Consider the following 25,113-nt stretch of genomic DNA (forward strand, 5'->3'; position numbering starts at 1 on the left):
AGCCTTGCTCTTCAGTGCCTCTCGACGAAACTGTCGATCACCTTTTTGACGCCGGCCTTCTCAAAGTCGATCGTGAGCTTGTTGCCTTCAATCGAGGTGATGGCGCCGTAGCCGAACTTGATGTGGAAGACACGTTCGCCGAGAGAATAGTCCGACGGGGTCTCGCTGACCGACTTCGCGACAAGCTCACCCTCGATCGTGAGAGGCCCCTGCCGTTTCATGCGGGCGGACTGGTAGCCCCTGCCCCCTTCGGAAAATCCGTCATCCGATTGCCGCGCCCGCTGTGCCCGCTGCCAGCCTGGGGTTGAGTAGCTGCCGCGCTCGAACGGATCGTTGCTGTCAAAGCGCGAAGGGCCGTAGCCGCCGCCGGCATAGCCGCCGTAGCTCGACGAGGGTTCAGCGATCTCAACATGATCTGGCGGCAACTCGTCCAGGAATCGCGACGGCACGGTCGATTGCCAAAGCCCGTGAATTCTGCGGTTCGAGGCGAAATAGAGCTTCGCACGCTGTTTGGCGCGCGTGATGCCGACATAGGCAAGCCGCCGCTCTTCCTCCAGCCCGGCCCTGCCGCTCTCATCCAGCGATCTTTGATGCGGGAAAAGTCCCTCTTCCCAACCGGGCAGGAAAACCGTGTCGAATTCCAGCCCCTTGGCAGAATGAAGCGTCATGATCGAGACCGCGTCGCTTGCGTCCGCGCTGTCGCGGTCCATCACGAGCGAAATATGTTCCAGGAAACCCGCCATGGATTCAAACTCTTCCATCGAACGGATCAGTTCCTTCAGGTTGTCGAGCCGGCCCGGTGCTTCGGCGGACCGGTCGAGACGCCACATTTCCGTGTAGCCGCTTTCATCGAGAATGATCTCGGCAAGTTCGGTGTGCCGGAGCTGGTCGAGCTGGCGGCGCCACCGGTCGAAGTTGTCGAGAACGGTCTTGAGTGAATTGCGCGGCTTGGGTTTGAGTTCCTCGGTATCGATCAGCTGCTGCGCGGCCTGCATCAAGGGGATGCGTTCCGCACGTGCCAGCCCGTGCACGAGCTTCAGCGTGGCATCGCCGAGCCCACGCTTGGGCGTGTTGACGATCCGCTCGAAGGCAAGATCGTCCGCGGGCTGCGTGACACAGCGGAAATAGGCAAGCGCATCGCGGATCTCCATGCGCTCGTAAAAGCGCGGGCCGCCGATCACGCGGTAGTTGAGACCCAGCGTGATGAACCGGTCCTCGAATTCGCGCATCTGGAACGAAGCCCGGACAAGCACGGCCATTTCGTTGAGGGCGTGTCCCTTGCCTTGCAGGGACTCGATCTCGTCACCGATTGTCCTTGCCTCTTCTTCGGAGTCCCAGACGGAGGCAACGGAAACCAGGTCGTGGTCCGGTTCATGAAAATCGGTGAACAGCGTTTTGCCGAGACGGCCTTCATTGTGGGAGATCAGCTGCGAGGCGGCGGCAAGAATATGACTGGTCGAGCGGTAGTTCCGTTCCAGCCGGACCACCGTCGCGCCCTTGAAATCATGTTCGAAGCGCAGGATGTTGTCGACCTCCGCACCGCGCCAGCCATAGATCGACTGATCGTCGTCGCCGACGCAACACACATTCGGATTGCCCTGTGCCAGCAGCCGCAGCCACAGATACTGGGCAATGTTGGTGTCCTGATACTCGTCCACGAGCATGTAGCGGAAGCGGCGCTGGTATTCCTTCAATACGCCGGGCTGTGTCTTGAACAGCGTGATCACGTGCAAAAGCAGATCGCCGAAATCTGCAGCGTTCAGGATCGACAGCCGCTCCTGATACTCCTCGTAAAGGCGGCGTCCCTTGCCGTTGGCAAAGGCCCGGGCTTCGCCTTCGGGAATCTGATCGGGCGTCAGTGCCCGGTTCTTCCAGCCATCCAGCATTCCGGCAAAGGTTTTGGCGGTCCAGCGCTTGTCGTCCAGACCTTCCGCCTGGATGATCTGCTTGATCAGGCGGATCTGGTCGTCCGTATCCAGAATCGAAAAGCTCGATTTCAGGCCGACGAGTTCGGCATGCTTGCGAAGGATCTTCACGCAGATCGAGTGAAACGTACCGAGCCAGGCCATGCCTTCGACATTGCCGCCGACAAAACCGGAGATGCGCTCCTTCATCTCGCGCGCGGCCTTGTTGGTGAAAGTCACCGCCAGGATTTCCGATTGTCGGGCGCGTCCCGTCGCCAGAATATGCGCAATGCGTGTCGTCAGAACCCTGGTCTTGCCGGTTCCGGCTCCGGCGAGGACGAGCACCGGTCCTTCTGTTGTCTCGACGGCAAGCTTTTGCTCCGGGTTCAGTCCGGTGAAATAGTCCGGTGCCTGCCGTGCAGCCATCGCTCTTGCGGCGATCCCGCCAGCTGCACGCGGCGGTACGGGCGCAGGCTCCCTCCGGGGACCGGAGGCCTGAAAAGGATCGTCAAAGGAATCGTCGTACCCGCCCGGGTCTGCCATGATGCGCTGGTCCAGTTCCACAAAAGCCCGTCAGGAACACCCCTTTCCGGCCCTGAAGAACAATATAGCAACAAAATGTTTCTGGCGAGGCAGGAAAATATCAATAGGTGGGGACAAGGCGAGGTGTTGAGGTGACGGGACCTGGCGATTTCGTCGTGGTGATCGAGCGAAATGAAACGACCGTATGAACACCCACCCGCAATCACAGCATCCTGGCAAGGCGCGACTGAAAGAAATACAGCCTCATCCTGAGGAGGGCCAAAAGGCCCGTCTCGAAGGATCCGCAACATACTCGGTCCGTGTGTGCATCCCATCCTTCGAGACAGCACTGACGTGCTTCCTCAGGATGAGGCCGCTGCAGCAATCCTTCTCTTTGCTTTCCAAGCTTACGCGAGCCCAAGCACCACACGATTGGCTGGCTCCCGGCCTTGCCGCTTTCGCGGGCGTAAACTCCGGCAGGGATCCAGTAGTTGCAGGCGCCTACGGGCCTAACCCCCTCCGGGGATACTGGGTCCCGGTCTTGCCGCCAAGCGGCAAACCGGGATGACAACTTTAGAAGAGCGCGGTCGAAAGGCTTTATGCGCGTGCCACACAAAAAACCGCAAGACTTGTCATCCCTGCGAAGGCAGGGATCCAGTAGTCGCAGGCGCCTGCGGGTCTAACTCCCACCGGGGCTACTGGGTCCCGGTCTTGCCGCGTCGGCGGCAAACCGGGATGACAAAGGTGTTTAAACTAGTCCGGAGAAGAGATCATCCCAGTTGGGGTTCCTATCCTCGATCATCCGGACTTTCCAGGCACGTTTCCAGCGTTTGATCTGCTTTTCGCGCTTGATCGCCTGTTCTATCTCTTCGTGTACTTCGTAATAGACGAGGGTACACACCTTGTGTTTTGCCGTGAAAGACGCACCCAAGCCGTCCCGATGCAGACTGACCCGTCCCATCAAGTCATTGGTCACGCCGACATAAAGCGTACCGCCCAGTTTGCTTGCAAGAATGTAGACGTAGTATTGCCGATCAAGATGCATTGAATGAAAATGCTACTTTAGAATGTATTTCGCAAACCATACCAAATTGTCATCCCTGCGAAGGCAGGGTTCCAGTAGTCGCAGGCACCTGCGGGTTCAACTCCTACCGGGCTACTGGGTCCCGGTCTTGCCGCCAAGCGGCAAACCGGATGACAACGCAAGGGAACTCTCGGGACGGATGGCGATGTCGATAGGCACACAGCCTAAAGGCTTGTCATCCCTGCCCCCACTTTCGCGGGCGTAAACTCCGGTAGGGATCCGGTAAACGCAGGCGCCTGCGGCTCCAACTCCTACCGGGGCTACTGGGTCCCGGTCTTGCCGCCAAGCGGCAAACCGGGATGACAACGCAAGGGAACTCGCGGGACGGATGGCGATATCGACAGGCGAATGACCTCAAGATTTGTCATCCCTGCGAAGGCAGGGATCCAGTAAACGCAGGCGTCTGCGGCTCGAACTCCTGCCGGGGCTACTGGGTCCCGGCCTTGCCGCGTCGGCGGCAAACCGGGATGACAACGCAAGGGAACTCGCGGGACGGATGGCGATATCGACAGGCGAATGACCTCAACACTTGTCATCCCTGCAAAGGCAGGGATCCAGTAGTCGCGGGCGTCTGCGGGTTCAACTCCCACCGGATTGAAAACCTCATCCTGAGGAGGACCGATAGACACGTCTCGAAGGATCGGCAACGCTCCCTGTCCGTGCAACCCATCCTTCGAGACAGCACTGGCGTGCTTCCTCAGGATGAGGCCGCATCGTCCCAAGTTTACCTGAGACAATGCTAACCCCCGACAAAAGAAATCCCGGCTTGCCTTCAAGCAAGCCGGGATCCTTTGGAAGTCTCGGAAAGAAAACGTGGGAAGCCTACGCGGCCTCCTCGCCGCGCTCTTCCTCGTCACGGACCTCTTCGAGGAACGTGTTCACCGCTTCAGACAGGCTCGACGCCACCTGACCGAGTTGTTCGGCGGAGACGCTCAGCGTTTCCGACTTCTGCCGGGTCTGGTCGATTGAACCGGAGACGCCGGAGACGTTGGTCGCAGCCGCCTTTGCGCCGTCCGAGGCGAACGTGATGCTCTGGGTGATCTCGCTGGTCGCCGCATTCTGCTCATCGACCGAGACCGCGATGGTTTCGCTGACCGAACGGACTTCCTCGATCTTTTCAACGATCGAACGGATCGCGGCAACGGACTTCTGGGTCGAGCTCTGGACACCGGAGATCTGGCTGGCGATCTCGTCTGTCGCTTTTGCGGTCTGCGTGGAGAGTTCCTTCACCTCCGCCGCAACAACCGCAAAGCCCTTGCCGGCCTCACCTGCCCGGGCGGCCTCAATGGTCGCGTTCAGGGCAAGAAGGTTGGTCTGTTCGGCAATGGCGCGGATGATCTCGACCACTTCACCGATCTTATCGGCGGTCTCCGCCAGCAGCGAAATGTCCTTGTCGGCGGCAACAGCCGTTTCCGCCGCGACGGAGGAAATCTCGGTTGCCGAAGCGGCCTGGCGCGAGATCTCGCCGATAGAGGCCGACAACTCGGCCGCTGCGGAGGCGACCGTCTGAACGTTGGTCGTTGCTTCCTCGGTCGCCGAGTTTGCGGCCCGGGCGCTTTCGTCTGCGTGGAGCGCGATCTGCACCATGTCCTGGGCGTTGCTACTGACGCCTTCGGTTTCCGACGCAAGCTGCGTCTGAATGGTCAAGACCGAAGATTCAAAGTGATGAATGGCGTTTTCCAGCTGCGCCCGGCGCTGCGCGCGCAAGACGCGGCCAGCCTCGGCCTCTTCTTCCAGCTGCTTCTGATGGATCAGCTTGTCGCGAAAGACTTCCGATGCCCGTGCGATATCACCGATTTCGTCCGGCCGGTCCGTGTCGGATACCACAACATCGAGGTTACCTTCGGCGAGCTCGGAAATTGCGTCGCGCTGACGGCCAAGCATTTTACTGATCGCAAAGACCTGAAAGACAGCGAGCACGAGGGCAAGACCGGTCAGGACAACAGCAACGACGGTCAACCAGAAGATCTCGGAGTTGAGCTGTGCAGAATCCGCATCGGCTGCCGCTTCTGCCCGGTGAATGAGTTCGTCTGACAGACCTTTCATGAGGTTGAGACGCTTGGTCGCCGTCGCGAACCACACACCGCCTTCAAGCCCCTGAGAATCCTTCGTTTCCGGCAGCGCGTGGATCAATTCGCGCCAGTCCAGAGCTTGATCGACATCCGGGCCCTTGACCATCTCCTTGAGCATGGCCTTGTGCTCAGGCAGTGCGACGGACTTGAACTCCTTCATGAATGCCGCTTCACCGCCGTAGTGGGTGATGACTTTCTTGAATGTCGAAAGGTTGACTTCGCCTGTCCGGTTGAACTCGTTGAGCAGCGCCGCGCCGTTGGCTCGTTCCAAACCACCCGATTCCATCGCCTCGACAATCGTGAGGTAAGGTAAAAGTTCAGCCGTGATTTTCTGCGACGGACTGGACTCCGTCGTCAGCCCGATCACATGGATCAGTTCATGAATTTCGCCCGTGTAGCCCTTTAGAACATCACCGACCGCAAATTCCTTCGCATCAATCGCCTTGCGGAAACCACCCGTCTTGTGAACCTGTTCGGCCGTATGCTGAAGATCTTTCAGCATATCTTCGTCGTTGAGGTCGATAGCCGCCAGGTGCTCATCGAAAATCTTCAATGCGGCGTCAGATATTGGCCGCTGCGCATCGAGTTTGGCCTTAATTTCAGGATCGTAGCCCGACTTGATGTAACTGACGCTCATTCCGCGTTCTTTTTGAAGCTCGTGGATGAGATTGCCGCTGTCCTCTGCGATCCGCGTCAGTGGTCGCATAAAATCGTGGTGGTGCAGTTCAACGACTTTTTCGTAGACACTTAACGTCGCGAAACCGACAACCGCAAGCATCGGCACACCCGCGAGCGCCGCAATCTGCAGTTTGATACGTTTCATTGCCTGGTCCCCTCTGGCACAGAGATCTTTCCTCCAAACTGCCGGGGCGGCATTACTTGTTACTTAACGTCAGAAGCAAACTTGACCGATTGCGACACTATTTTCGTAAAATGCCAAGTTTATCAATTTCAGGTGGTAAAACTAATTTTTGTAGGACTGTCATTTTTGACAGGTAAAGGTGCGCGGTGCGAAAAAACCAACCGCGAAGAAATGACAAAATCGATCCGGCGTGGCGTCCGGATAGGCTGTACAGCGGCACCGTTGCCAAATCGTTTTTGGATCGGCTTTCAGGCCGCATACATGCCGGGAGTACCGGATCAGGCGCCTACCAGATCGAACCAGCCATCCTCTGAAATCACTTCGATCTGAAGATCCTGTGCCTTCTTCAGTTTCGACCCGGCACCGGGCCCGGCAACGACCAGATCTGTCTTCTTGGAAACCGAACCGGACACCTTGGCGCCGAGACGCTCCGCCATCGCCTTGGCCTCGTCGCGCGTCATCCGTTCCAGAGACCCGGTGAAGACCACCGTCTTGCCGGCAACGGGCGACCCGGACGCGTCGATCTTCTCCGCTTCCTGGGGCGTGACCTCGGCCAGAAGCGCATCCAGCTGTCCGCGATTGTGATCTTCGGCAAAGAACTCGACCAGAGCCTCGGCCACGATGTGGCCGATCCCGTCGATGTCATTCAGCTCCGCCCAGGCATCGCTCTCGTGATCATGCGCGGCGGTCATCGCGTCATAAAACGCGGTCCAGGAGCCATACGCGCGGGCAAGCAGCTTGGCGTTGCCTTCGCCGACATGACGAATCCCGAGGGCGAAAATGAAACGGTGAAGGTCAATGTTGCGGCGCGCCGTGATCGCTTCAAAGAGGTTCTTCGCCGAAAGCGCGCCCCAGCCTTCCCGGTTCCGCAGCTTGGTCAGCGCGCGTTTGTCACGTTCCTCGAGCGTGAAGATATCGGCGGGCGCCATCACAAGGCCGTCCTTGTAGAAGGCATCGACCTGCTTGTCGCCAAAGCCCTCGATATCGAAGGCATTGCGGGAGACGAAGTGTTTCAGCTTCTCCGTTGCCTGCGCCGGACAGATCAGCCCGCCGGTACAGCGGCGCACGGCATCGCGGCGGCCCGTCTTCTCGTTCTCTTCGCGCACGGCATGACTGCCGCAGGCAGGACAGACGGTCGGAAACTCGAACATCACCGCATCCGCCGGGCGCTTGTCGAGATCAACATCGACGATCTGGGGGATGACGTCTCCGGCCCGCTGGATCTTCACAGTATCGCCGACGCGGATGTCCTTGCCGTCGCGGATCGGTTCTCCGTCCTGGCCGATCCCCTTGATATAGTCCTCGTTGTGAAGCGTCGCGTTGGACACAACAACGCCGCCGACGGTGATGGGCTCCAGCTTGGCCACCGGTGTCAGGGCCCCGGTCCGTCCCACCTGGATCTCGATATCGTTCAGGACCGTGAAAGCCTGCTCGGCCGGAAACTTGTGCGCGATCGCCCAACGCGGCGACCTTGATACGAACCCGAGGCGTTCCTGGAGATCCAGCCGGTCGACCTTGTAGACGACACCGTCGATATCGTAGTCGAGCCCGGCCCGGTTTTCCTCGATCCCGTGATAGACAGCCAGCAGCTCGTCAACGGTTTCGCAGCGTTTCATCAACGGGTTGGTCTTGAAACCCCAGGTGCCGAAGCAGTCCACCATGCCGGCCTGGGTGTCGGATGGCATCTCGCTCATCTCGCCCCAGGCATAGGCAAAGAACCTGAGAGGCCGCGATGCGGTGATTTCCGACTTCAGCTGACGAAGTGACCCGGCAGCCGCGTTGCGCGGATTGGCGAAGACCTTGCCGCCATTTGCCTCCATCCGCGCATTCAGATCCTGAAAATCCTTGTGCGCCATATAGACTTCGCCGCGTATCTCCACGACGGCCGGAACGTCCCCTTCAAGTGTTTCCGGAATGTCCTTGATGGTCCGGGCATTCGAGGTGACGTTTTCGCCTGTCGTTCCGTCGCCGCGGGTCGCTGCATAAACCAGCGCGCCATTTTCATAGCGAAGCGAAAGCGAGAGGCCATCGATCTTGGGTTCAGCCGTGACGGCAAGAGCACCCATCAGCGGGTCGAATTTCAGGAAGCGGCGCACGCGCCCGACGAAGTCACGGACATCCTCATCGTTGAAGGCATTGTCGAGGGACAGCATCGGCACGACATGCGAAATCTTGCCGAAGCCCGAAGCCGGTGCCGCTCCAACCTGCACAGACGGGCCATCGCCAAGCACAAGCTCCGGAAAACGTTCTTCGATCGCAAGGTTGCGGCGCCGCAGCGCATCATAGTCGGCATCGGAGATCACCGGCGCATCGTCCTGGTGATAGAGCCTGTCGTTCTCGGCAATCTCTTCGGCCAGCCGCACCAGTTCCTGCCGGGCCTGATCGGCTGTCAGATCCTCGACAGGGATGCCCTTGCCGTGCTCGATACCGGTCGCGTGTTCGCTCATGCGGGTCCCTATTCGGCTGCGGTCAGAAGTCTGCGGGCGGCGGCCCGGGCTTCCTCGGTGATCACGCTGCCCGCGAGCATGCGGGCGATTTCCTCGCTGCGATGGTCATTTTCAATCTGTTGGACGCGGGTAGCGACCCGGTCAGGCCGCGTTGCCTCCTTGGCAATGAGAAAATGGCCCTCCGCCCGCGCGGCCACCTGCGGCGCGTGCGTCACGGTCAACACCTGGACGTTGCCTGCAAGCCGGGCAAGTCGAACCCCGATTGCCTCCGCAACAGCTCCGCCGACGCCGGTGTCGATCTCGTCAAAGACCAGCGTCGGCGCCGAGCCCTTGTCGGCCAGCGAGACCTTGAGCGCCAGCAGAAAGCGCGAGAGTTCACCTCCCGAGGCAACCTTCATCATCGGTCCGGGGCGTGTTCCGGGGTTGGTCTGAACGTGGAATTCGAGCTGATCGATGCCGGTACGCGCCCGCATGTCCGGGTCGCTGGACATTTCGACAATAAAGCGGGCACGCTCAAGTTTCAGGTCGGGCAGTTCAACCTCGACCGCCTTTTCCAGGGCCTTCGCCGCCTTCCCGCGCTTCACAGATAGCGACGCGGCCGCGCGGTCATAGCCGGCCCTGGCCTTCTCCGCGGCGTCCACCAGCGCCGAGAGTTTATCTTCTCCCGCATCGAGATCCGCGAGATCGGTCTTCATCCGATGGCACAACGCTGCCAACTCGTCGACGGGAACAGAGTATTTGCGCGATGCCGCCCTCAGCGCAAACAGTCGTTCCTCGACGCTCTCCAGCTCGCGTGGGTCGAACTCCGTCTCGCGCAGCGCACTTTCCAGACCACTGCGCGTTTCCTCAAGCTGGTCCAGCGCCTCCGCCAGCGTTCTGACCGGTTGCGCGAGCAATTGCGGCACCTGATCGGATTTCCGTTCCAGCCGTCTGAGCAGGCTGGCAAGTTCAGGGATCGGCGACGCGGTCCCGTTGAGCGTTTCAAAGGCCTCGTTGAGATCCCCGGCAATCTTCTCGACCTGCATCATGTCGGTGCGCCGGCCCGCGAGATCTTCTTCTTCACCCGGCTGCGGCTTGAGAACCCCCAGTTCTTCCGCCGAAGACCTCAGATAGTCGGCTTCGTTGCGCGCGGCCTCGATCCGCCGCTCATGCTCGATCACCGCTTTTTCCGCGTTTTTGAATGCAGCATGCAAGGATGCGACCTTTTCCGCGTCACCGGTCAGTCCGCCGAAATTGTCAATCAGGGCGCGGTGGCTCTCCGGATCGACAAGGGCGCGGTCGTCATGCTGCCCGTGGATCTCTACCAGGAGACTGCCTGCCTGGCGCAGAAGTCCGGCGCTGACCGGTTGATCGTTGACAAACGCCCGCGTGCGTCCATCAGAGGTCTGTATCCGCCTCAGGATCACATCGCCATCATCGTCGACGTCGTTTTCCTGCAGAAAGGCTCTGACAGGATGCTGTCCGTTCACGTCGAAAACGGCTGTGACCTGTCCTTGCGATGCCCCTTCCCGCACAAGATCCGCGTCGCCGCGCGCACCGAGTGCAAGCGACAGGGAATCAAGCAGGATGGATTTGCCTGCGCCGGTTTCACCGGTCAGAACCGACATGCCGGCGGCGAAATCCAGATCAAGACGGTCAATGAGAACGATGTCACGAATAGACAGCGTGACCAGCATGAAGGCGAGCTCCCCAGACTAAGTTGCGGTCCACCATATAGGAGGACCGAGTCGTCTTTCCAGAACCCGTTAGATACTCCTGAATGCGCGGCTAATCCAGCTGCCAGAATCTTCAGATGGCTCGTATCCGCCCTTGTTCAGAAGAGAATAGGCGTCCTTGTACCACTGCGTGTCAGGATAGTTGTGACCGAGAACCGCAGCGGCCGTCTGGGATTCGTTGACGACGCCGAGCGCGTAATACGCTTCGGTCAGGCGGAAGAGCGCTTCTTCCACGTGCCGCGTCGTCTGAAATTCGACAACCACCGCCCGGAAACGGTTGATGGCGGCAACATAGTTGCGGCGTTTCAGGTAGTAACGTCCCACCTGCATTTCCTTGCCGGCGAGTTGGTCCTCGACAATACGGAGTTTTTCTTCCGCATCAGGAGCGTATTCAGATTCCGGAAAACGCTGGATGAGTTCGGTGAACGCCCCTGCGGCCTTTCGTGTCACGGCCTGGTCGCGCGTGATGTCAGGCATCTGACGGTAATAGCTCTGTCCGGCGAGGTAGAGCATATAGGCCGAATCCTCGTCTCCCGGGTAAAGCGTCACAAACCGCCGGGCTGCCGTTACGGTCTCCGGATACTTGCCGCGCGAATAATTGAGGAAAGCGAGGTTGACCAGGGATTTCTTGGAGTATTCGGAATAGGGGTAGAGCTTGTCGATCTCTTCAAACTTGGTTGTGGAATCGCTCAGCTTGCCCTGCGCCCGCAAGGCCAGTCCTTCATTGAACAGGACTTCGGGCGGAGTATCGTTCAGCGCAAGTTCGTCAAGGTCTTCCTTGCCGCTGCACGCAGCCAGCAGGATCGGCGTCGTGAGAACGGCCAATCTCAACACTGTCTTCATGCTCAAGGTTCTGCTCGAACCAGAAACAATTCCAAATCCGTTCACACCCAAACTCCCGAGCCGTCTCCAGCCCATGCGGCCATGCAGATTTTGCGGCCTGTATTAACTCACAGGAGTGTTTACCGGAATTCTCCGGTCCCCGTCACGCCCTTCGAGGTCATCTGACGGTTTTTTTGAGCATTTTTATGGCAACATGCCCAAATTGCACCGAATTCCGAAGAATTCGCAAACTGTTGAACCACAGGATCAGTAAGGTCAGGAAACGTCCGGTCCGAAAGCGGCTGTGGCTGCAAGTCCGCCCTTGCTGACCTGGCCAACCTGACGGAACGCCGGCGCTTCGACAACTTCGAACGCACTCGGATCTTCAAACAGCTTGACCAGAATGGAGTGGTTCATCTTGTGACCACCCTTGTAAGACCGGTACATGCCAAGGATCGGCAAGCCCGCAAGAGCCAGGTCTCCAACCGCATCCAGTGCCTTGTGCCGTGCAAACTCGTCCGGCCAGCGCGTGCCTTCCGGGTTGAGCACCTTGTCCTCGGAGATCGCGACTGAATTGTCCAGCGAAGAGCCGAGAGCAAAACCCATCTTCCAGAGCTGTTCCACGTCTTTGACATTACCGAAGGTACGTGCGCGGGAAAGGTCGTCGCGGAACACTGACGGGGTCATCTCCGACACATATTGCTGCCGTCCGATGACCGGTGTTTCGAAATCGATGGTGATATCGAACTTGGTTCCCTCATGCGGGTGCAACTCGCACCAGGCACTGCCATTGTCGACACGGACTTTCTTGTTGATCTTGAGATACCGGCGGCCACGGTCCAGTTTTTTCAGACCCGCCTGCTCGATCGCCTCGACGAAGACGGCGCTGCTGCCATCCATGATCGGCATCTCGGGCCCGTCGATCTCGACGATCACATTGTCCACACCCATCCCGAAGAGGGCGGCCATGAGATGCTCGACCGTGGATATGCCGTCCTGCGTGGGATCTCCGAGGACCGTACACAACGCCGTGGCTGTGACCTGATCCCAGAGAGCGCGCACTTCCGTGGCAGCTTCCTGATCCGTCCGCGAGAACACGATGCCGGTTCCGGCATCAGCTGGCACAAGTGTGATCGACGCCGGCTTGCCGGAATGAACGCCGATACCGGTCAGTGTCACCTGCTCGGCCAGCGTCGTCTGTCGGTCAACATGTGTGGTCATATACCCCAACCCTTCCGGTTTGCGAACGCGAAGCCCAAAATTTGCCCCAATGCACATACGGACTTTTAACGATCACCAGTTGGCCGCGAAGATAGTCGCGATCCATTGCAGAGCGAAATAAAGCTTTATTACGGTTTGTAACGATTCACAGGCTCGCAAATTACTGAATTAAAAGGGAAATTACTTACCTTACGGAAGCGGCCCGGAACGTGTGTTCCGAGCCGCTGCGATCAGGGAAGAAGATCGCGAACGAATCAGTTGGCCTGGCGGCGCAGGAACGCCGGGATTTCCAACTGATCGTCATCCGCGGCAGCGACCGGCTTGGGTGCAGCACGGCCGGTTTCGTCCAGTTGCCCCGCCGCTCCGGACGCTGATGGCCGCGCTTGCGGCGGACGCGGTGCGGACATGGGAGCGGGTTGCAACTGCGGAGCCTTGCGAACGACGGGCGCCTCTTCCTCGTGGTCTTCCTCGTCTTCCCGGCGGCCAAGACCGCTGGCAAGACGGCGCAGCAGACCCATCGGGCGGCGCTCGTCATCGCCGAAGTCCTCACCGCCATCATGCTGGGAGACCGGCGCGGGAGCGGCAGCTGCCGGCTCCGCCTGCTTTGCGGCAGGTGCGGATTGCGCGGCCGCTGCGGGCGCTTGCTGTGCGCGCAGTTCGCGCTGAGCGATCGGCGGGAAGTCCTCAACCCTCGGCATGCGCGGTGCCGGGCTGTGTTCTTCCGCGACGGGCGGAATGTACGGCTGGCTGACCGGAGCGTCCTCAACAACCGAGGTCGGCGTGTCTTCCTCGATGTCGATCATCGGGCTTTTTGCCGTCATGGAAGCACCGGTCGGCTTGACCCGCTTGATCTCGACATCGGGATCGCTTGCGACGGCAACCGGAGCAGGCTCCGGAATGGCAAGCTCTTTTTCAAGATTGGCAACAGCCTGCGCGGCAGCCGTCTGGACACCGGATTTTTCCGCTGCCGGAGCAAGCTTGGCCGGGGCGGCTTCCGTGCTGCGCACGATTGCCGGCATATCGGACTTGAGAGCCTGTTCCGCAGGTGACGGATAAGGTGCGGCTTCAAACCCGGCTTCCTTGTCGATCCCCGTTGCCACGACGGACACGCGGATTATGCCATCCAGCGTTTCGTCGAATGTCGCGCCGAGAATGATGTTGGCGTCTGAATCGACCTCTTCGCGGATCCGCGTTGCGGCCTCGTCCACTTCGAAAAGCGTCAGGTCGTTGCCGCCCGTGATGGAGATCAGCAGTCCTTTCGCGCCCTTCATGGACGATTCGTCCAGAAGCGGATTGGCGATGGCAGCTTCTGCCGCCTGCTGTGCGCGCTTTTCGCCGCTTGCTTCACCGGTCCCCATCATCGCCTTGCCCATGCCGCGCATGACGGAGCGGACGTCGGCGAAGTCGAGGTTGATCAGGCCTTCCTTGACCATCAGGTCGGTGATGCAGGCAACGCCTGAATAAAGGACCTGGTCGGCCATGGCGAAGGCATCGGCAAACGTTGTCTGCGCATTGGCGATCCGGAACAGGTTCTGGTTCGGAATGACAATGAGCGTATCGACGTTGCGCTGCAGCTCGTCAATGCCCGTGTCGGCAATGCGCATCCGCCGCGCACCTTCGAACTGGAACGGCTTGGTGACGACACCGACGGTCAGAATGCCCTGTTCGCGCGCCGCGCGTGCGATGACCGGGGCTGCGCCGGTGCCTGTACCACCGCCCATGCCGGCGGTGATGAACACCATGTGCGATCCGGACAGGTGGTCGTTGATTTCGTCGATCACCTCTTCAGCCGCGGCAGAACCGACTTCCGGCTGCGAACCGGCACCGAGACCTTCAGTAACGGCCACACCCATCTGGACCAGTCGGTCCGAGTGGTTCATTGCCAGGGCCTGGGCATCCGTGTTGGCCACGACAAAGTCGCAACCCTGGAGGCCGGCTGTGATCATGTTATTGACGGCGTTTCCGCCCGCGCCGCCGACGCCGAAAACCGTAATGCGCGGTTTCAGCTCCTGAATGTCGGGCATCTTAAGGTTGATGGTCATATTATCCTCGCGACCCATTGGCTCCCCCGGTACGGGAGACCCCTCTTCTTCCCTAACTTCAGCTGCCATGCCTGGCAGCTCCATTTCGTGGCTGTCGTCTTCTTGGCTCATGTCGTCAGAAGCTTTCCCTGATCCACTGGCCCACACGTGCCAGGTAACCAGATTGTCCGCTCCACCCGGTTCGACGGTTCTTGTGTTCGAACTGTTCGATCTGGGCAACTTGCGGATAAATCAAGAGGCCGACAGCGGCGGCAAACGCCGGTCCTTTGGCAGCCTCGGGAAGACCGGCGACGCCTAATGGCCGGCCAAGACGGACGTTGCGCCCCAGAATGTGACGCGCAACCTCTCCGAGACCCGTGAGCTGACTGGCACCCCCTGTCAGAACGATCTGTTTACCGACCCGGCCTGCAAAGCCGGAAGCGGTCAAGCGATCCCTCACGAGTTCAAGGATTTCTTCCACGCGCGGCCGGATGACACGGGTCAGTGCCGAGCGGGGGATTTGATTGGGCAGTTCGTTGTCGCTTTCCAGCGGCGGCACCGTCAGAAGATCGCGCTCATCCGAGCTGGAGGCCAGCGGCGAGCCGTACAACGTCTTCAGGCGTTCCGCATCCTGAAGCCGGGTTGCGAACGCCCGGGCGATGTCGGTCGTGACGTGATTGCCGCCAACCGCGATCGCGTCGAGATGCACCATGTGTCCCTCGACAAAAACGGACAGCGTGGTCGTTCCACCGCCCATATCGATGCAGGCGACACCCAGCTCGGCCTCATCGTCGACAAGCGTCGACAGGCCGCTGGCAAAAGGTGTCGCGACCATGGTCTCAACATGAAGGTGGCCACGATTGATGCAAAGTTCGAGATTGCGGACCGGAGGCACTTCAGCGGTCACGACCTGCATGTCGACGCCGAGCTTGTGCCCCATCATGCCGCGCGGGTCGCGGATACCGCGGCTGCCGTCCAGCGAATAGGAAATCGGCAACGCATGCGTCACCGCCCGTCCCTCGGTCACGGAATGACTGGAGCCCGCTGACAGGACCCTTTGAATGTCGGCTTCCGAAACGCTTTCGCCTGCCAGGGGCACACCTGCGCTGTAGACCTCGCTCTGCAGCCGTCCGCAGCTGATGTTGGCGATCAGGGATTCGACCGTCACGCCCGCCATCCGCTCGGCGCTGTCGACCGCAAGCCGGATCGCCTGTTCGGCAGCATCCATGTCAACGACGACACCGGACTTGATCCCCCGGGAGCGCTGATATCCGTAGCCCAGGACCTCGACCTTGTGGGACCGGCTGGACAGAACGGACTTTTCGTCCTGCGGCACCAGCTTTGCGATCAGGCAACAGATCTTTGTCGACCCGACATCCAGTACCGACATGATCACGGAGCGCCGCGTTGGTAGCGGGCGCATTCTGGGCAGGTAAAGATTCTTGTCGGAGCGGCTCACGTGTCCTGCTCCTTCTTGCCCGAGCGGTCACGGCCGCCTGTCATGATCTTGCGCTGCTCGGCGGCTTCGTCCGACAACCTGACGGTGACCCTGTCGGCAAGGCGCATGTCGATCGCAACGATATCCCTGGAGAGCAAACCGCTTTCCTCGTCCATTTCAACAAGGTCGGCCAACGCCGCCTGGTAGTTCTGTTCCGGCAGGCGGATCGAAATTCCGTTTTCCAGCTGAAGGTCCCAGCGGCGGTCGCTGACGAGGAACGCGGCGCGGACGCGCGGGCGCAATGCCGGCACCTCTTCCAGTGCGGAATTGATCTCAGAGGCCCTGCGCTGTGCTCCGTGATTAACGACAAGCAGAAGATTGGCATATCTGCCATCGACATCGTCCGTGATCACGTCGCCTGCCCGGTTGACGATCGAGACAAGGTCGCCGCGCTGCCAGAGCGCATAGGGCACCCTCTCCTCGATCTTGATCTGAAGCGTGCTCGGATAGAGTTTCATCACCGACGCGTTCTTGACCCACGCCATCGCGTTCAGTCGCTCGCGTGCACCGGCTGCATCAAAAAGGGCCAGAGACGTGCCTTCATGAATTTCAAGCGCTTCCAGGATCTGGAATTCATTGATTTCACGCTGGCCGGACAGTTTCACAGCCTCGATACCGAAGCCGGCGGCGGAAAGGAGCGCATCGGAAACGACCCGGCCGTGCCCCCCTATGACTATTCCATAACCAATTGTTAAGGTTAAGAAACCGAGCGCAGCGGCCGAACCGGTCCACCTTGGAAGCTCAGCGAGCCGCCCTGCCGAGCGCCAGACCGGCTGCCTGTGCAAACGCGAAACACCACGGCCGCGCGGAGCCAGTTCGGCCTCCAGCGGTGTCAGCGTTTCTCTATTCCATTTGCGACCTAGCGACAGCAACTCGCGTCCTCAACCATCCAACTGACCAGATCCCTGAAACTCATCCCCTTGTGCGCCGCCATTTCCGGCACAAGAGAGGTTGGCGTCATGCCTGGCTGCGTGTTCACTTCTAGGCAGATCAGGGTCCCGGATCCGTCTTCGCGCTCGTCGAATCGAAAATCCGCACGCGAAACACCGCGGCATCCCAGGGCCTGATGCGCCTTAACCGCTAGTGTCTCTATGGTTTGGTAAACAATCGGTGAAATTTTTGCAGGAAGAATGTGTTTTGATCCACCTTCAACATATTTTGCATCGTAATCGTAGAAGCTGTGCCCCATCGGCACGATGTCGATGACACCCAGTGCCTTGTCGTCCATGACGGCACAGGTCAGTTCCCTGCCTTCGATGAATTTTTCGCACATCAGAATATCGGGGTAAGGCCAGTCCTGCCGGCTTAGCTCCTGCGGCGGAAACTCTTGATCTTCCTTGACAATCAGCACTCCGAAGCTGGAGCCCTCATTGATTGGCTTAAGCACGTAAGGCGGTTTCATAGGGTGTTCGCGCAAGATGTTGTGGCGGTTGACGATAATGTCGTCCGTGACCGGCACACCAGCCGCCTGCATCACCGCTTTTGCCTTGATCTTGTGCATTGCAAGAGCCGATGCCATGACGCCGGAATGCGTGTAGGGAATGTTAAGAAACTCTAAAATTCCCTGAATGCAGCCGTCTTCACCGAAAGGACCGTGAAGCGCATTGAACGCAACATCCGGCTTCAGATTGTGGAGAACTGCCGAGATGTTCCTGTCAACATCGATGCGGGAGACCCTGTAACCGGCCTCTTCCAGTGCGTCTGCGCACTCGCGGCCGCTGGTCAGACTGACCGGGCGTTCGTTGACCCATCCGCCCATGAGAACGGCGACGTGTTTCTTGGCCATCTACGCAGCCTCCCCTTCCAATCCCAAAAACGGCTCTACGGTGCCGGTGTCTCCGAACCGGCCGAGGCGCTTGATTTCCCACTCAAGACGGATGCCGCTGTGCTTCAGAACGCGCGAGCGCACGGTTTCACCCAGCAGTTCAAGGTCGTGACCCGTCGCAGACCCCGTGTTGATCATGAAATTGCAGTGCATCTCCGACATCTGCGCGCCGCCGACGCGCAAGCCCCTGCAACCAGCTGCATCGACTTCCTTCCAGGCAGAAGTCCCCGGCGGGTTCTTGAATGTTGACCCGCCCGTCTTTTCCCGGATCGGCTGGGCCTTTTCCCGATGATCGACGACGTCGGCCATCTCCTGGCGCACCGCCATTTCGTCCTGAGGGACGCCTTCGAAGACCGCCGATGTGAAGACGAGGTCCCTTGAAGCGGAGGAATGCCGGTAGGCGTATCCCATCTCCGCGTTCGACAGGACATGCCTGTTGCCGTCGCGGTCGATCGCCGTGAGTTCCACCATGCGGTCGCGGGTCTCCGTTCCATGTGCGCCCGCGTTCATGCGCAATGCGCCCCCGAGACCGCCCGGAATGCCGGTATAGAAGGCAAAGCCGCCAAGGCCTGCCTTGGCTGCCGCTTCGGACAGGCGCTTGTCCGGCACCGCGGCACCGGCCTTGAGACGGGTTTCGCTGATCTGATCGATGGATCCGAAACCCCTGGCGCTCAAACGTATGACAACACCCTCAAGACCGCCATCGCGGATCAGAAGGTTCGAGCCGAGCCCGACCGGCAGGATCGGCACCTCTTTGGGAAGTCTGGTGAGGAACGCCGCGAGATCGTCTTCGTCGGCAGGTTGAAACATCAGCTGCGCCGGGCCGCCCGTGCGGAACCATGTTACCGCCGACATCGGTTGATTGGTGGTGAGTTTACCGCGTATGCCCTCGTCAAGGCCCGGATAGGTTTCCAAAAGGTCAGGAAAACTCATTGCAGGTCCCTAAAGCTCTTCAAGCTGCTTGGGCAGTGCGTAAGCCCATTGCGTGATGTTTCCCGCCCCCAGACAGACAACGAAGTCACCTGGATCCGCAAGTTCATGGACCGCAGCAGGCAGTTCTTCCGGACCTTCGATTGACTGAACGTTGCGGTGACCGCGTGTCTTCATGCCTGACACAAGGTCGGTATGGGCAGCTCCGTCTATGGGTTGCTCCCCGGCCGCATACACCGGTGTGATGATCACCGCGTCTGCATCGTTGAAGCAGTTGGAGAAGTCATCGAAGAGACTTTGCAGCCGCGTAAACCTGTGCGGCTGCATGACGGCGATCACCTTGCCGGCGGTGGATTCACGCGCTGCATGTAGCACCGCCTTGATCTCCACCGGATGATGACCGTAGTCATCGAAGATCTCAACGCCATTGACGGTGCCGGTATGCGTGAACCGCCGCTTGACACCGCCGAATTCGGAAATGCCTTTCTTCAGATCTTCCGCATTGACACCAAGTTGCGAGGCAACCGCTATTGCGGCCGTGGCGTTGGAAACATTGTGCAGGCCCGGCATCGGCAGCACCAGGTCCTTGAGTTCGACCACTTCCTCGGTCCGCCGGTCCCGGATGGACACGGAGAATATCGCCTTGCCACCGTCCATGGAGACGTCCGTGTAGCGGACATCCGCCTGCGGGTTGGTGCCATAGGTCACCACGCGCCGGTCTTCGATCGTTCCGATCATGGTCTGGACTTCCGGGTGATCGAGGCACATGACGGCGAAGCCGTAAAACGGGACGTTTTCGATAAACTGCCGGAACGCAGCCCTGACGCCGTCAAAATCGCCATAGTGGTCGAGATGTTCCGGATCGATATTGGTCACGATCGCAACGTCCGCAGGCAACTTCACGAATGTACCGTCGCTCTCGTCGGCCTCAACCACCATCCAGTCACCCGCCCCCATGCGCGCATTTGTTCCGTAGGCGTTAATGATCCCTCCATTGATGACGGTCGGGTCGAAATTGCCGGCGTCGAGGAGCGCCGCGACCATTGACGTGGTTGTCGTCTTGCCGTGCGTCCCACCAACCGCGATGGCCTGTTTGAAACGCATCAGTTCAGCCAGCATTTCGGCGCGGCGCACGACGGGAATGAGTTTTTCACGCGCGGCAATCAGTTCCGGATTGTCCTTCCTGATCGCAGATGAAACCACGAGCACTTCCGCATCGCCGATGTTCTCGGCACGATGCCCGACCTCAACCGGAATGCCGTGGGAACGCAGCCGCTGCACGTTGGCGTTTTCCGCCATATCCGAGCCTTGCACCTGGTATCCCAGCGTCTTGAGCACCTCGGCGATACCGCTCATGCCGATGCCGCCGATCCCGACGAAGTGGACCGGTCCGATATCCTGCGGCATCTTCATGGCCGTTCTCCTTTTCCTGCAGCCATCTGCTCGACCAGATCAGCCAGACGGCTGACCGCGTCGGGTTTGGCAACTTTAAGCGCGTTCGCGGCAGCCTCTTGCAGCTTGTCCGGCGCATTTATCAGTCGGGTGATTTCTTCCGCAAGCCGTTCCGGGCTCAACTCGGATTGAGGGATCGGCCAGGCACCGCCGGCCTGCTCCAGAACCCTGGCATTTGCCGCCTGATCCTGATCGAGAGCGCCGGGGAGCGGCACCAGGATCGAGGGACGCCCGAGAACGCTGAGTTCGCTGACCGAGGACGCCCCTGACCTGCACAGGACAAGATGAGCGTCCGCAATGCGCTTCGGCATGTCCTGAAAGAACGTGGCGCAGTCAGCGCTGACACCGAGCCTTTCGTAGACGTCCTGCACACGATCCATGTCCTCCGGGCGGCATTGCTGCGCGATGGACAGTCGGGATCTGAGATCATCCGGCAGGAGTTCGACGGAGGGGGGAAGAAGATCTGAAAAAAACCGCGCCCCCTGCGATCCGCCGAAGACCAGCAGCTTGAAGTCGCCGCCTGCCACCGGAGCATGGTAGGGCTGATCCGCGGCTTCCAGAACCGCATCGCGGACCGGATTGCCGGTCTCGACCTGCTTCGAGGCAAGATCGCCCGGCAGGTTCGCCAGCGGAATGCTTGTCGCGATCGCGCTGACGCCCTTGGCCAGCATCCTGTTCGCGCGTCCCATGACGCCATTGGCTTCATGCAGGATCGACGGCGTTCCGGTCATGCGGGCGGCGAACATCGGCGGAAACGTCGGATAGCCTCCGAAACCTGCAACGACTTCCGGTTTGAGAGACTTGATGACGGAACGGGCCTGCAGCGTGCCGCGAAAAAGGCTGAGCGCCGTCTTTGCGAGCGCGATCGGGTTCCGGCCCCGGATCGTTTCGGAAGAAATGATGTGAACCTGGCGTGCCGGGAAGGCGCTGCCGTACTTGTCGGCTCTCTCGTCGGTAGCCAGTTCAACCACCCACCCGCGCCGTCCAAGCTCGGAGGCAAGGGCCTGTGCCGGGAACAGATGACCGCCGGTACCACCGGCGGTAAGAAGGACTGTTTTGCTCATGTCACGCGGCAACTTGAATTACATCAATGATGAAGGCGAAAGCCGGCTGACCGTCACCACTTCGGAACGCGACGGCTGCGGCCGCCTGCGCGTCAAGGCGAGAATGGCGCCGGCCGTCATAGCCGAAGAAAGCAGCGAAGACCCGCCGTAGGAAATGAAAGGCAAAGTCATGCCCTTTGACGGCATGAGATGCAGGTTCACAGCGAGGTTGATCGTCGCCTGCAGGCCGAAAAGCACGACAAGCCCGGCAGTGGCAAGCCGGCTGAAAGCATCCTGGTCCCGGCTTGCGTGGCTGAGCCCGCGCAGGACCACAAAGGCAAAGACGGCGACCACCAGGAGACAGACGATCACACCGAACTCTTCGCCGACCACGGCGAAGATGAAATCCGTATGACTGTCGGGCAGGATGCGTTTGACGGTCCCCTCGCCCGGACCGCGCCCGAACCAGCCGCCGGCAAGGAAGGAGTCCATCGCCGTGTCAACCTGGAACGTATCCCCGGAGCTGGGATCCAGGAACCTGTCGACACGATTGGTCACGTGCGGCAGGAAAGCGTAAGCCGCAAACAGGCCAAGTACACCGATCAGACCGAGCGCCACGATGATCAGCCACGATATCCCGTTGAGGAAGAACAGTCCCGCCCAGACCAGCCCGAGCAGCATGGTCTGACCGAAATCCGGCTGTGCAATCAGCAGAGCTGCGCAAACCGCAAAGAGGACGAAGGCGAACAGCACGCCCGGCACTTCGCGCCGCCGGCCGCTCTCGGACAATAAAAACGCAATCAGAATGACGAAAGCGGGTTTGAGAAATTCCGAAGGTTGCAAAGAGAAGCCCGCAATGTAGATCCAGCGCCGCGCACCCTTGGCCTCAAACCCCAGGAACAGCGTTGCAATCAGAAGCACAAGCGAGACCACGAACAGGATCAGCGCGGCCCGCCTGACCATGCGGGGTGGCATGAGCGACCCGGCAAGCATGATGGCAACGGCAGGGATCAGGAACATCGCCTGCCGCTTGACGAAATAGAGGGTGTCGATCCCGAGCCTCTCGGCAACGGGCGGGCTGGCGGCGAAGGACAGAACCACACCGCCGACCATCAGCAAACCGAAGGCGGCAAGAAGGTAGTGATCGACGGTCCAGAGCCATTCGGCGAATTTGCTGCGATCCGCGCGAGATACCATTATGCGACCTCCTGCGAGTTTCCAGCGCCCGGCAAGGCACGCACCGCGTCGACAAAAGCCGCGCCGCGCAATTCAAAATTCGGATACTGATCGAAGCTCGCACAGGCCGGAGACAGAAGGATTGCGATCTCCTCAGCACCGTCCTCCGCGGCCGCGCTCGCCGCGTCAATGACGGCCTGGGGCAGCGTTCCGCTGATTTTGAACGGGACACGGCCTTCCAGAACATCGGCGAAGTCTTCGGCGGCTTCTCCAATAAGAAATGTTTTTGCGATCCGCGGAAAATACTCATCCAGGGACGAGATCCCGCCGGCCTTGGCGCGTCCGCCTGCAATCCAGTAGATCCGCTCGAAGCTCGAAAGAGCCCTTGCAGCGGCGTCTGCATTGGTTGCCTTGGAATCGTTGACGAACAGGATACGCCCGCGCCTTGCAACAATTTCCATACGGTGATGAAGTCCGGGGAACGTGGTCAGCGCGGCGGCGATTTTTTCAGATGGCAGTTCCAGGGCACGAAGGGCTGCAAAGGCGGCGGCGGCATTCTGGCCGTTGTGGTCTCCACGCAGGCTGTCGACCCCGCCAAGCAAGGCAACCTGCTGCTGCGTTCCGCTATGGGCTTCGATCAGGAATCCATGCGATGCATAAATCCCTTCGGTCAGTTCCCGTTCTCCGGCGATCCTGCACACGGGCTTGTGGGCAAGCTCAAGCCGGTCGGCGATCAGGGAAGACAGGCGATCATCAACGCCAATGATCGCCACTTTGGAACCGGCCACGAGCCGTTCCTTGATCGCGGCGTAGTTTTCCATGGATCCGTGCCGGTCGAGATGATCCGGCGACAGGTTCATGTGTACGCCGATGCTCGGGTCGAGCGTCGGAGACAGATCAATCTGGTAGGACGAACATTCGACCACATAGTGACGTCCGGGCACGGGCGGTTCCAGCTCAAGGACCGGCGTACCGATGTTTCCGCCGACCTGAACATCCAGCCCGAGTTCGGCAAGCAGGTGGGCGATGAGCGCGGTTGTCGTCGATTTGCCGTTGGTTCCCGTGATCGCGATGAACGGCGCGGACAAGCACTGCTTGCGGCGTTCCCGGCAGAACAGTTCGACATCTCCGATAATCTCGACCCCAGCCTCGCGCGCAAGGTCGACCGTCCAATGCGGCACAGGATGCGTGAGCGGCACCCCGGGTGAAAGCACAAGCGCTGCGACATCGTCCCACGCAAGCGTGCGCAGATCCTCTGTCGAAAGACCTTCGTCAGCCGCTTGCCGGACCCGTGTCTCATTGTCGTCGTGACACACAACTTCGGCCCCGCCAGCCTTCAGGGCACGCGCCGTTGCCAGGCCGGACCCGCCAAGCCCGAACAGCGCAACTTTCCTGCCTTGAAATGTCGTGACGGGGATCATGCGGCCTACCTCAGCTTCAGTGTTGCCAGGCCAAGCAGGGCAAGGACGACGGCAATGATCCAGAACCGGATCACCACCTGGCTTTCCGTCCATCCCATCATCTCGAAGTGGTGATGGATCGGCGCCATTCGGAACACCCTCTTTCCGGTCAGCTTGAAGGAGAACACCTGAACGATCACCGATACGGCTTCGAGAACGAAGAGGCCGCCGATGATCGCAAGGACGATTTCATGCTTGGTGGCAACGGCAATCGCGCCGATCATGCCGCCGAGCGCCAGAGATCCGGTGTCACCCATGAAAATCGCCGCAGGCGGCGCGTTGAACCAGAGGAAACCGAGCCCGGCACCGATCACGGCACCGCAGATCACGGCGAGTTCGCCGGTCCCGGACACGTGATGGATCTGCAGATAATTCGCGAAAACGGCATTGCCGGACAGATAGGCGATCAGACCGAACGATGCACAGGCGATCATGACCGGGACGATCGCAAGCCCGTCGAGCCCATCGGTGAGGTTCACGGCGTTTCCCGCGCCAACCATGACAAAGGCGGCAAAGGGGATGAAAATCAGACCAAGGTTGAGCGTGAAGTCTTTCAGGAAGGGGAACGTGATCGCTTCGGAGAACTCGGATGTGTCGAGGATTGTCACGGCATAGGCCGCGAGCGCGGCAATCAGGAATTCCAGGCCGAGCCGCGCCTTGCCGCCAAACCCGGTGTGCGAGGATTTCGTGACCTTCAGGTAGTCGTCGTAAAAGCCGATGCCGCCGAACCCGAGCGTAACACCGATGACGACCCAGACATACGGGTTGGACAGGTCCGACCACAGGAGCGCTGCAACCATTGCGCCCGACATGATCATCAGGCCTCCCATCGTGGGTGTGCCCTGCTTGGTCAGCAGATGGCTTTCGGGTCCATCGGCCCGGATCGGCTGGCCGTGGCCCTGGCGGATGCGCAAGCTGGATATGATCTTCGGTCCGAACAGAAAAACGAAAAACAGTGCGGTCATGATCGCACCGCCCGTGCGGAACGTGATGTATCTGAACACGTTGAGCGCCGAGATCTGATCCGCAAATTGCCCCAAAAAATAAAACATCAGCTAT

Annotated in this window: 17 protein-coding genes; all 17 read right to left on the minus strand. The window is 59.9% G+C overall.

What is annotated here, in order from left to right:
* Window positions 1-11: 11 nt before the first annotated feature.
* Window positions 12-2,447, minus strand: coding sequence for an ATP-dependent helicase (locus tag RBB49_RS11660; protein WP_306142959.1), 2,436 nt, complete (start codon window positions 2,445-2,447; stop codon window positions 12-14).
* A gap of 727 nt (window positions 2,448-3,174) precedes the next feature.
* Window positions 3,175-3,471, minus strand: coding sequence for a GIY-YIG nuclease family protein (locus tag RBB49_RS11665; protein WP_306142960.1), 297 nt, complete (start codon window positions 3,469-3,471; stop codon window positions 3,175-3,177).
* Window positions 3,472-4,332: 861 nt separating this feature from the next.
* Window positions 4,333-6,405 carry a methyl-accepting chemotaxis protein gene (locus tag RBB49_RS11670; protein ID WP_306142961.1) on the minus strand — a complete coding sequence of 691 codons (2,073 nt, stop codon included), beginning with the start codon at window positions 6,403-6,405 and terminating at the stop codon, window positions 4,333-4,335.
* A gap of 317 nt (window positions 6,406-6,722) precedes the next feature.
* Window positions 6,723-8,891, minus strand: coding sequence for an NAD-dependent DNA ligase LigA (ligA, locus tag RBB49_RS11675; protein ID WP_306142962.1), 2,169 nt, complete (start codon window positions 8,889-8,891; stop codon window positions 6,723-6,725).
* Window positions 8,892-8,899: 8 nt separating this feature from the next.
* A complete protein-coding gene (recN, locus tag RBB49_RS11680; RefSeq protein WP_306142963.1) occupies window positions 8,900-10,567 on the minus strand; it encodes a DNA repair protein RecN in 1,668 nt (555 codons plus the stop codon).
* Between the two features lie 69 nt (window positions 10,568-10,636).
* Window positions 10,637-11,449, minus strand: coding sequence for an outer membrane protein assembly factor BamD (locus RBB49_RS11685; RefSeq protein ID WP_306142964.1), 813 nt, complete (start codon window positions 11,447-11,449; stop codon window positions 10,637-10,639).
* Between the two features lie 255 nt (window positions 11,450-11,704).
* A complete protein-coding gene (gene lpxC / locus RBB49_RS11690; protein WP_306142965.1) occupies window positions 11,705-12,649 on the minus strand; it encodes a UDP-3-O-acyl-N-acetylglucosamine deacetylase in 945 nt (314 codons plus the stop codon).
* A gap of 254 nt (window positions 12,650-12,903) precedes the next feature.
* Complete coding sequence (gene ftsZ / locus RBB49_RS11695) at window positions 12,904-14,691, minus strand: cell division protein FtsZ (protein WP_306142966.1); 1,788 nt, start codon at window positions 14,689-14,691, stop codon at window positions 12,904-12,906.
* Window positions 14,692-14,806: 115 nt separating this feature from the next.
* Window positions 14,807-16,093, minus strand: coding sequence for a cell division protein FtsA (ftsA, locus tag RBB49_RS11700; RefSeq protein WP_306143117.1), 1,287 nt, complete (start codon window positions 16,091-16,093; stop codon window positions 14,807-14,809).
* Window positions 16,094-16,125: 32 nt separating this feature from the next.
* Entirely contained in the window at window positions 16,126-17,040 is a 915-nt protein-coding gene (locus tag RBB49_RS11705; protein WP_306142967.1) for a cell division protein FtsQ/DivIB, read from the minus strand.
* Window positions 17,028-17,954 carry a D-alanine--D-alanine ligase gene (locus RBB49_RS11710; RefSeq protein ID WP_306142968.1) on the minus strand — a complete coding sequence of 309 codons (927 nt, stop codon included), beginning with the start codon at window positions 17,952-17,954 and terminating at the stop codon, window positions 17,028-17,030. Before RBB49_RS11710 ends, RBB49_RS11705 begins: the two co-directional genes overlap by 13 nt.
* On the minus strand, window positions 17,955-18,926 hold the full coding sequence (murB, locus tag RBB49_RS11715; protein WP_306142969.1) for a UDP-N-acetylmuramate dehydrogenase: 972 nt from the start codon (window positions 18,924-18,926) through the stop codon (window positions 17,955-17,957).
* 9 nt (window positions 18,927-18,935) lie between these two features.
* On the minus strand, window positions 18,936-20,336 hold the full coding sequence (gene murC, locus RBB49_RS11720; RefSeq protein ID WP_306142970.1) for a UDP-N-acetylmuramate--L-alanine ligase: 1,401 nt from the start codon (window positions 20,334-20,336) through the stop codon (window positions 18,936-18,938).
* Entirely contained in the window at window positions 20,333-21,439 is a 1,107-nt protein-coding gene (gene murG / locus RBB49_RS11725; protein ID WP_306142971.1) for an undecaprenyldiphospho-muramoylpentapeptide beta-N-acetylglucosaminyltransferase, read from the minus strand. The genes murC and murG overlap by 4 nt, the downstream gene beginning before the upstream one ends.
* A gap of 18 nt (window positions 21,440-21,457) precedes the next feature.
* Window positions 21,458-22,615 (minus strand): putative lipid II flippase FtsW, encoded by a 1,158-nt coding sequence (gene ftsW, locus RBB49_RS11730; protein ID WP_306142972.1) that lies wholly within the window; start codon window positions 22,613-22,615, stop codon window positions 21,458-21,460.
* Window positions 22,615-24,015 carry a UDP-N-acetylmuramoyl-L-alanine--D-glutamate ligase gene (gene murD / locus RBB49_RS11735; RefSeq protein ID WP_306142973.1) on the minus strand — a complete coding sequence of 467 codons (1,401 nt, stop codon included), beginning with the start codon at window positions 24,013-24,015 and terminating at the stop codon, window positions 22,615-22,617. The genes ftsW and murD overlap by 1 nt, the downstream gene beginning before the upstream one ends.
* A gap of 5 nt (window positions 24,016-24,020) precedes the next feature.
* On the minus strand, window positions 24,021-25,106 hold the full coding sequence (mraY, locus tag RBB49_RS11740) for a phospho-N-acetylmuramoyl-pentapeptide-transferase (RefSeq protein WP_306142974.1): 1,086 nt from the start codon (window positions 25,104-25,106) through the stop codon (window positions 24,021-24,023).
* Window positions 25,107-25,113: the final 7 nt, after the last annotated feature.

Origin of the sequence: Roseibium sp. MMSF_3412 (assembly GCF_030733265.1) — a bacterium.
GTDB lineage: Bacteria > Pseudomonadota > Alphaproteobacteria > Rhizobiales > Stappiaceae > Roseibium.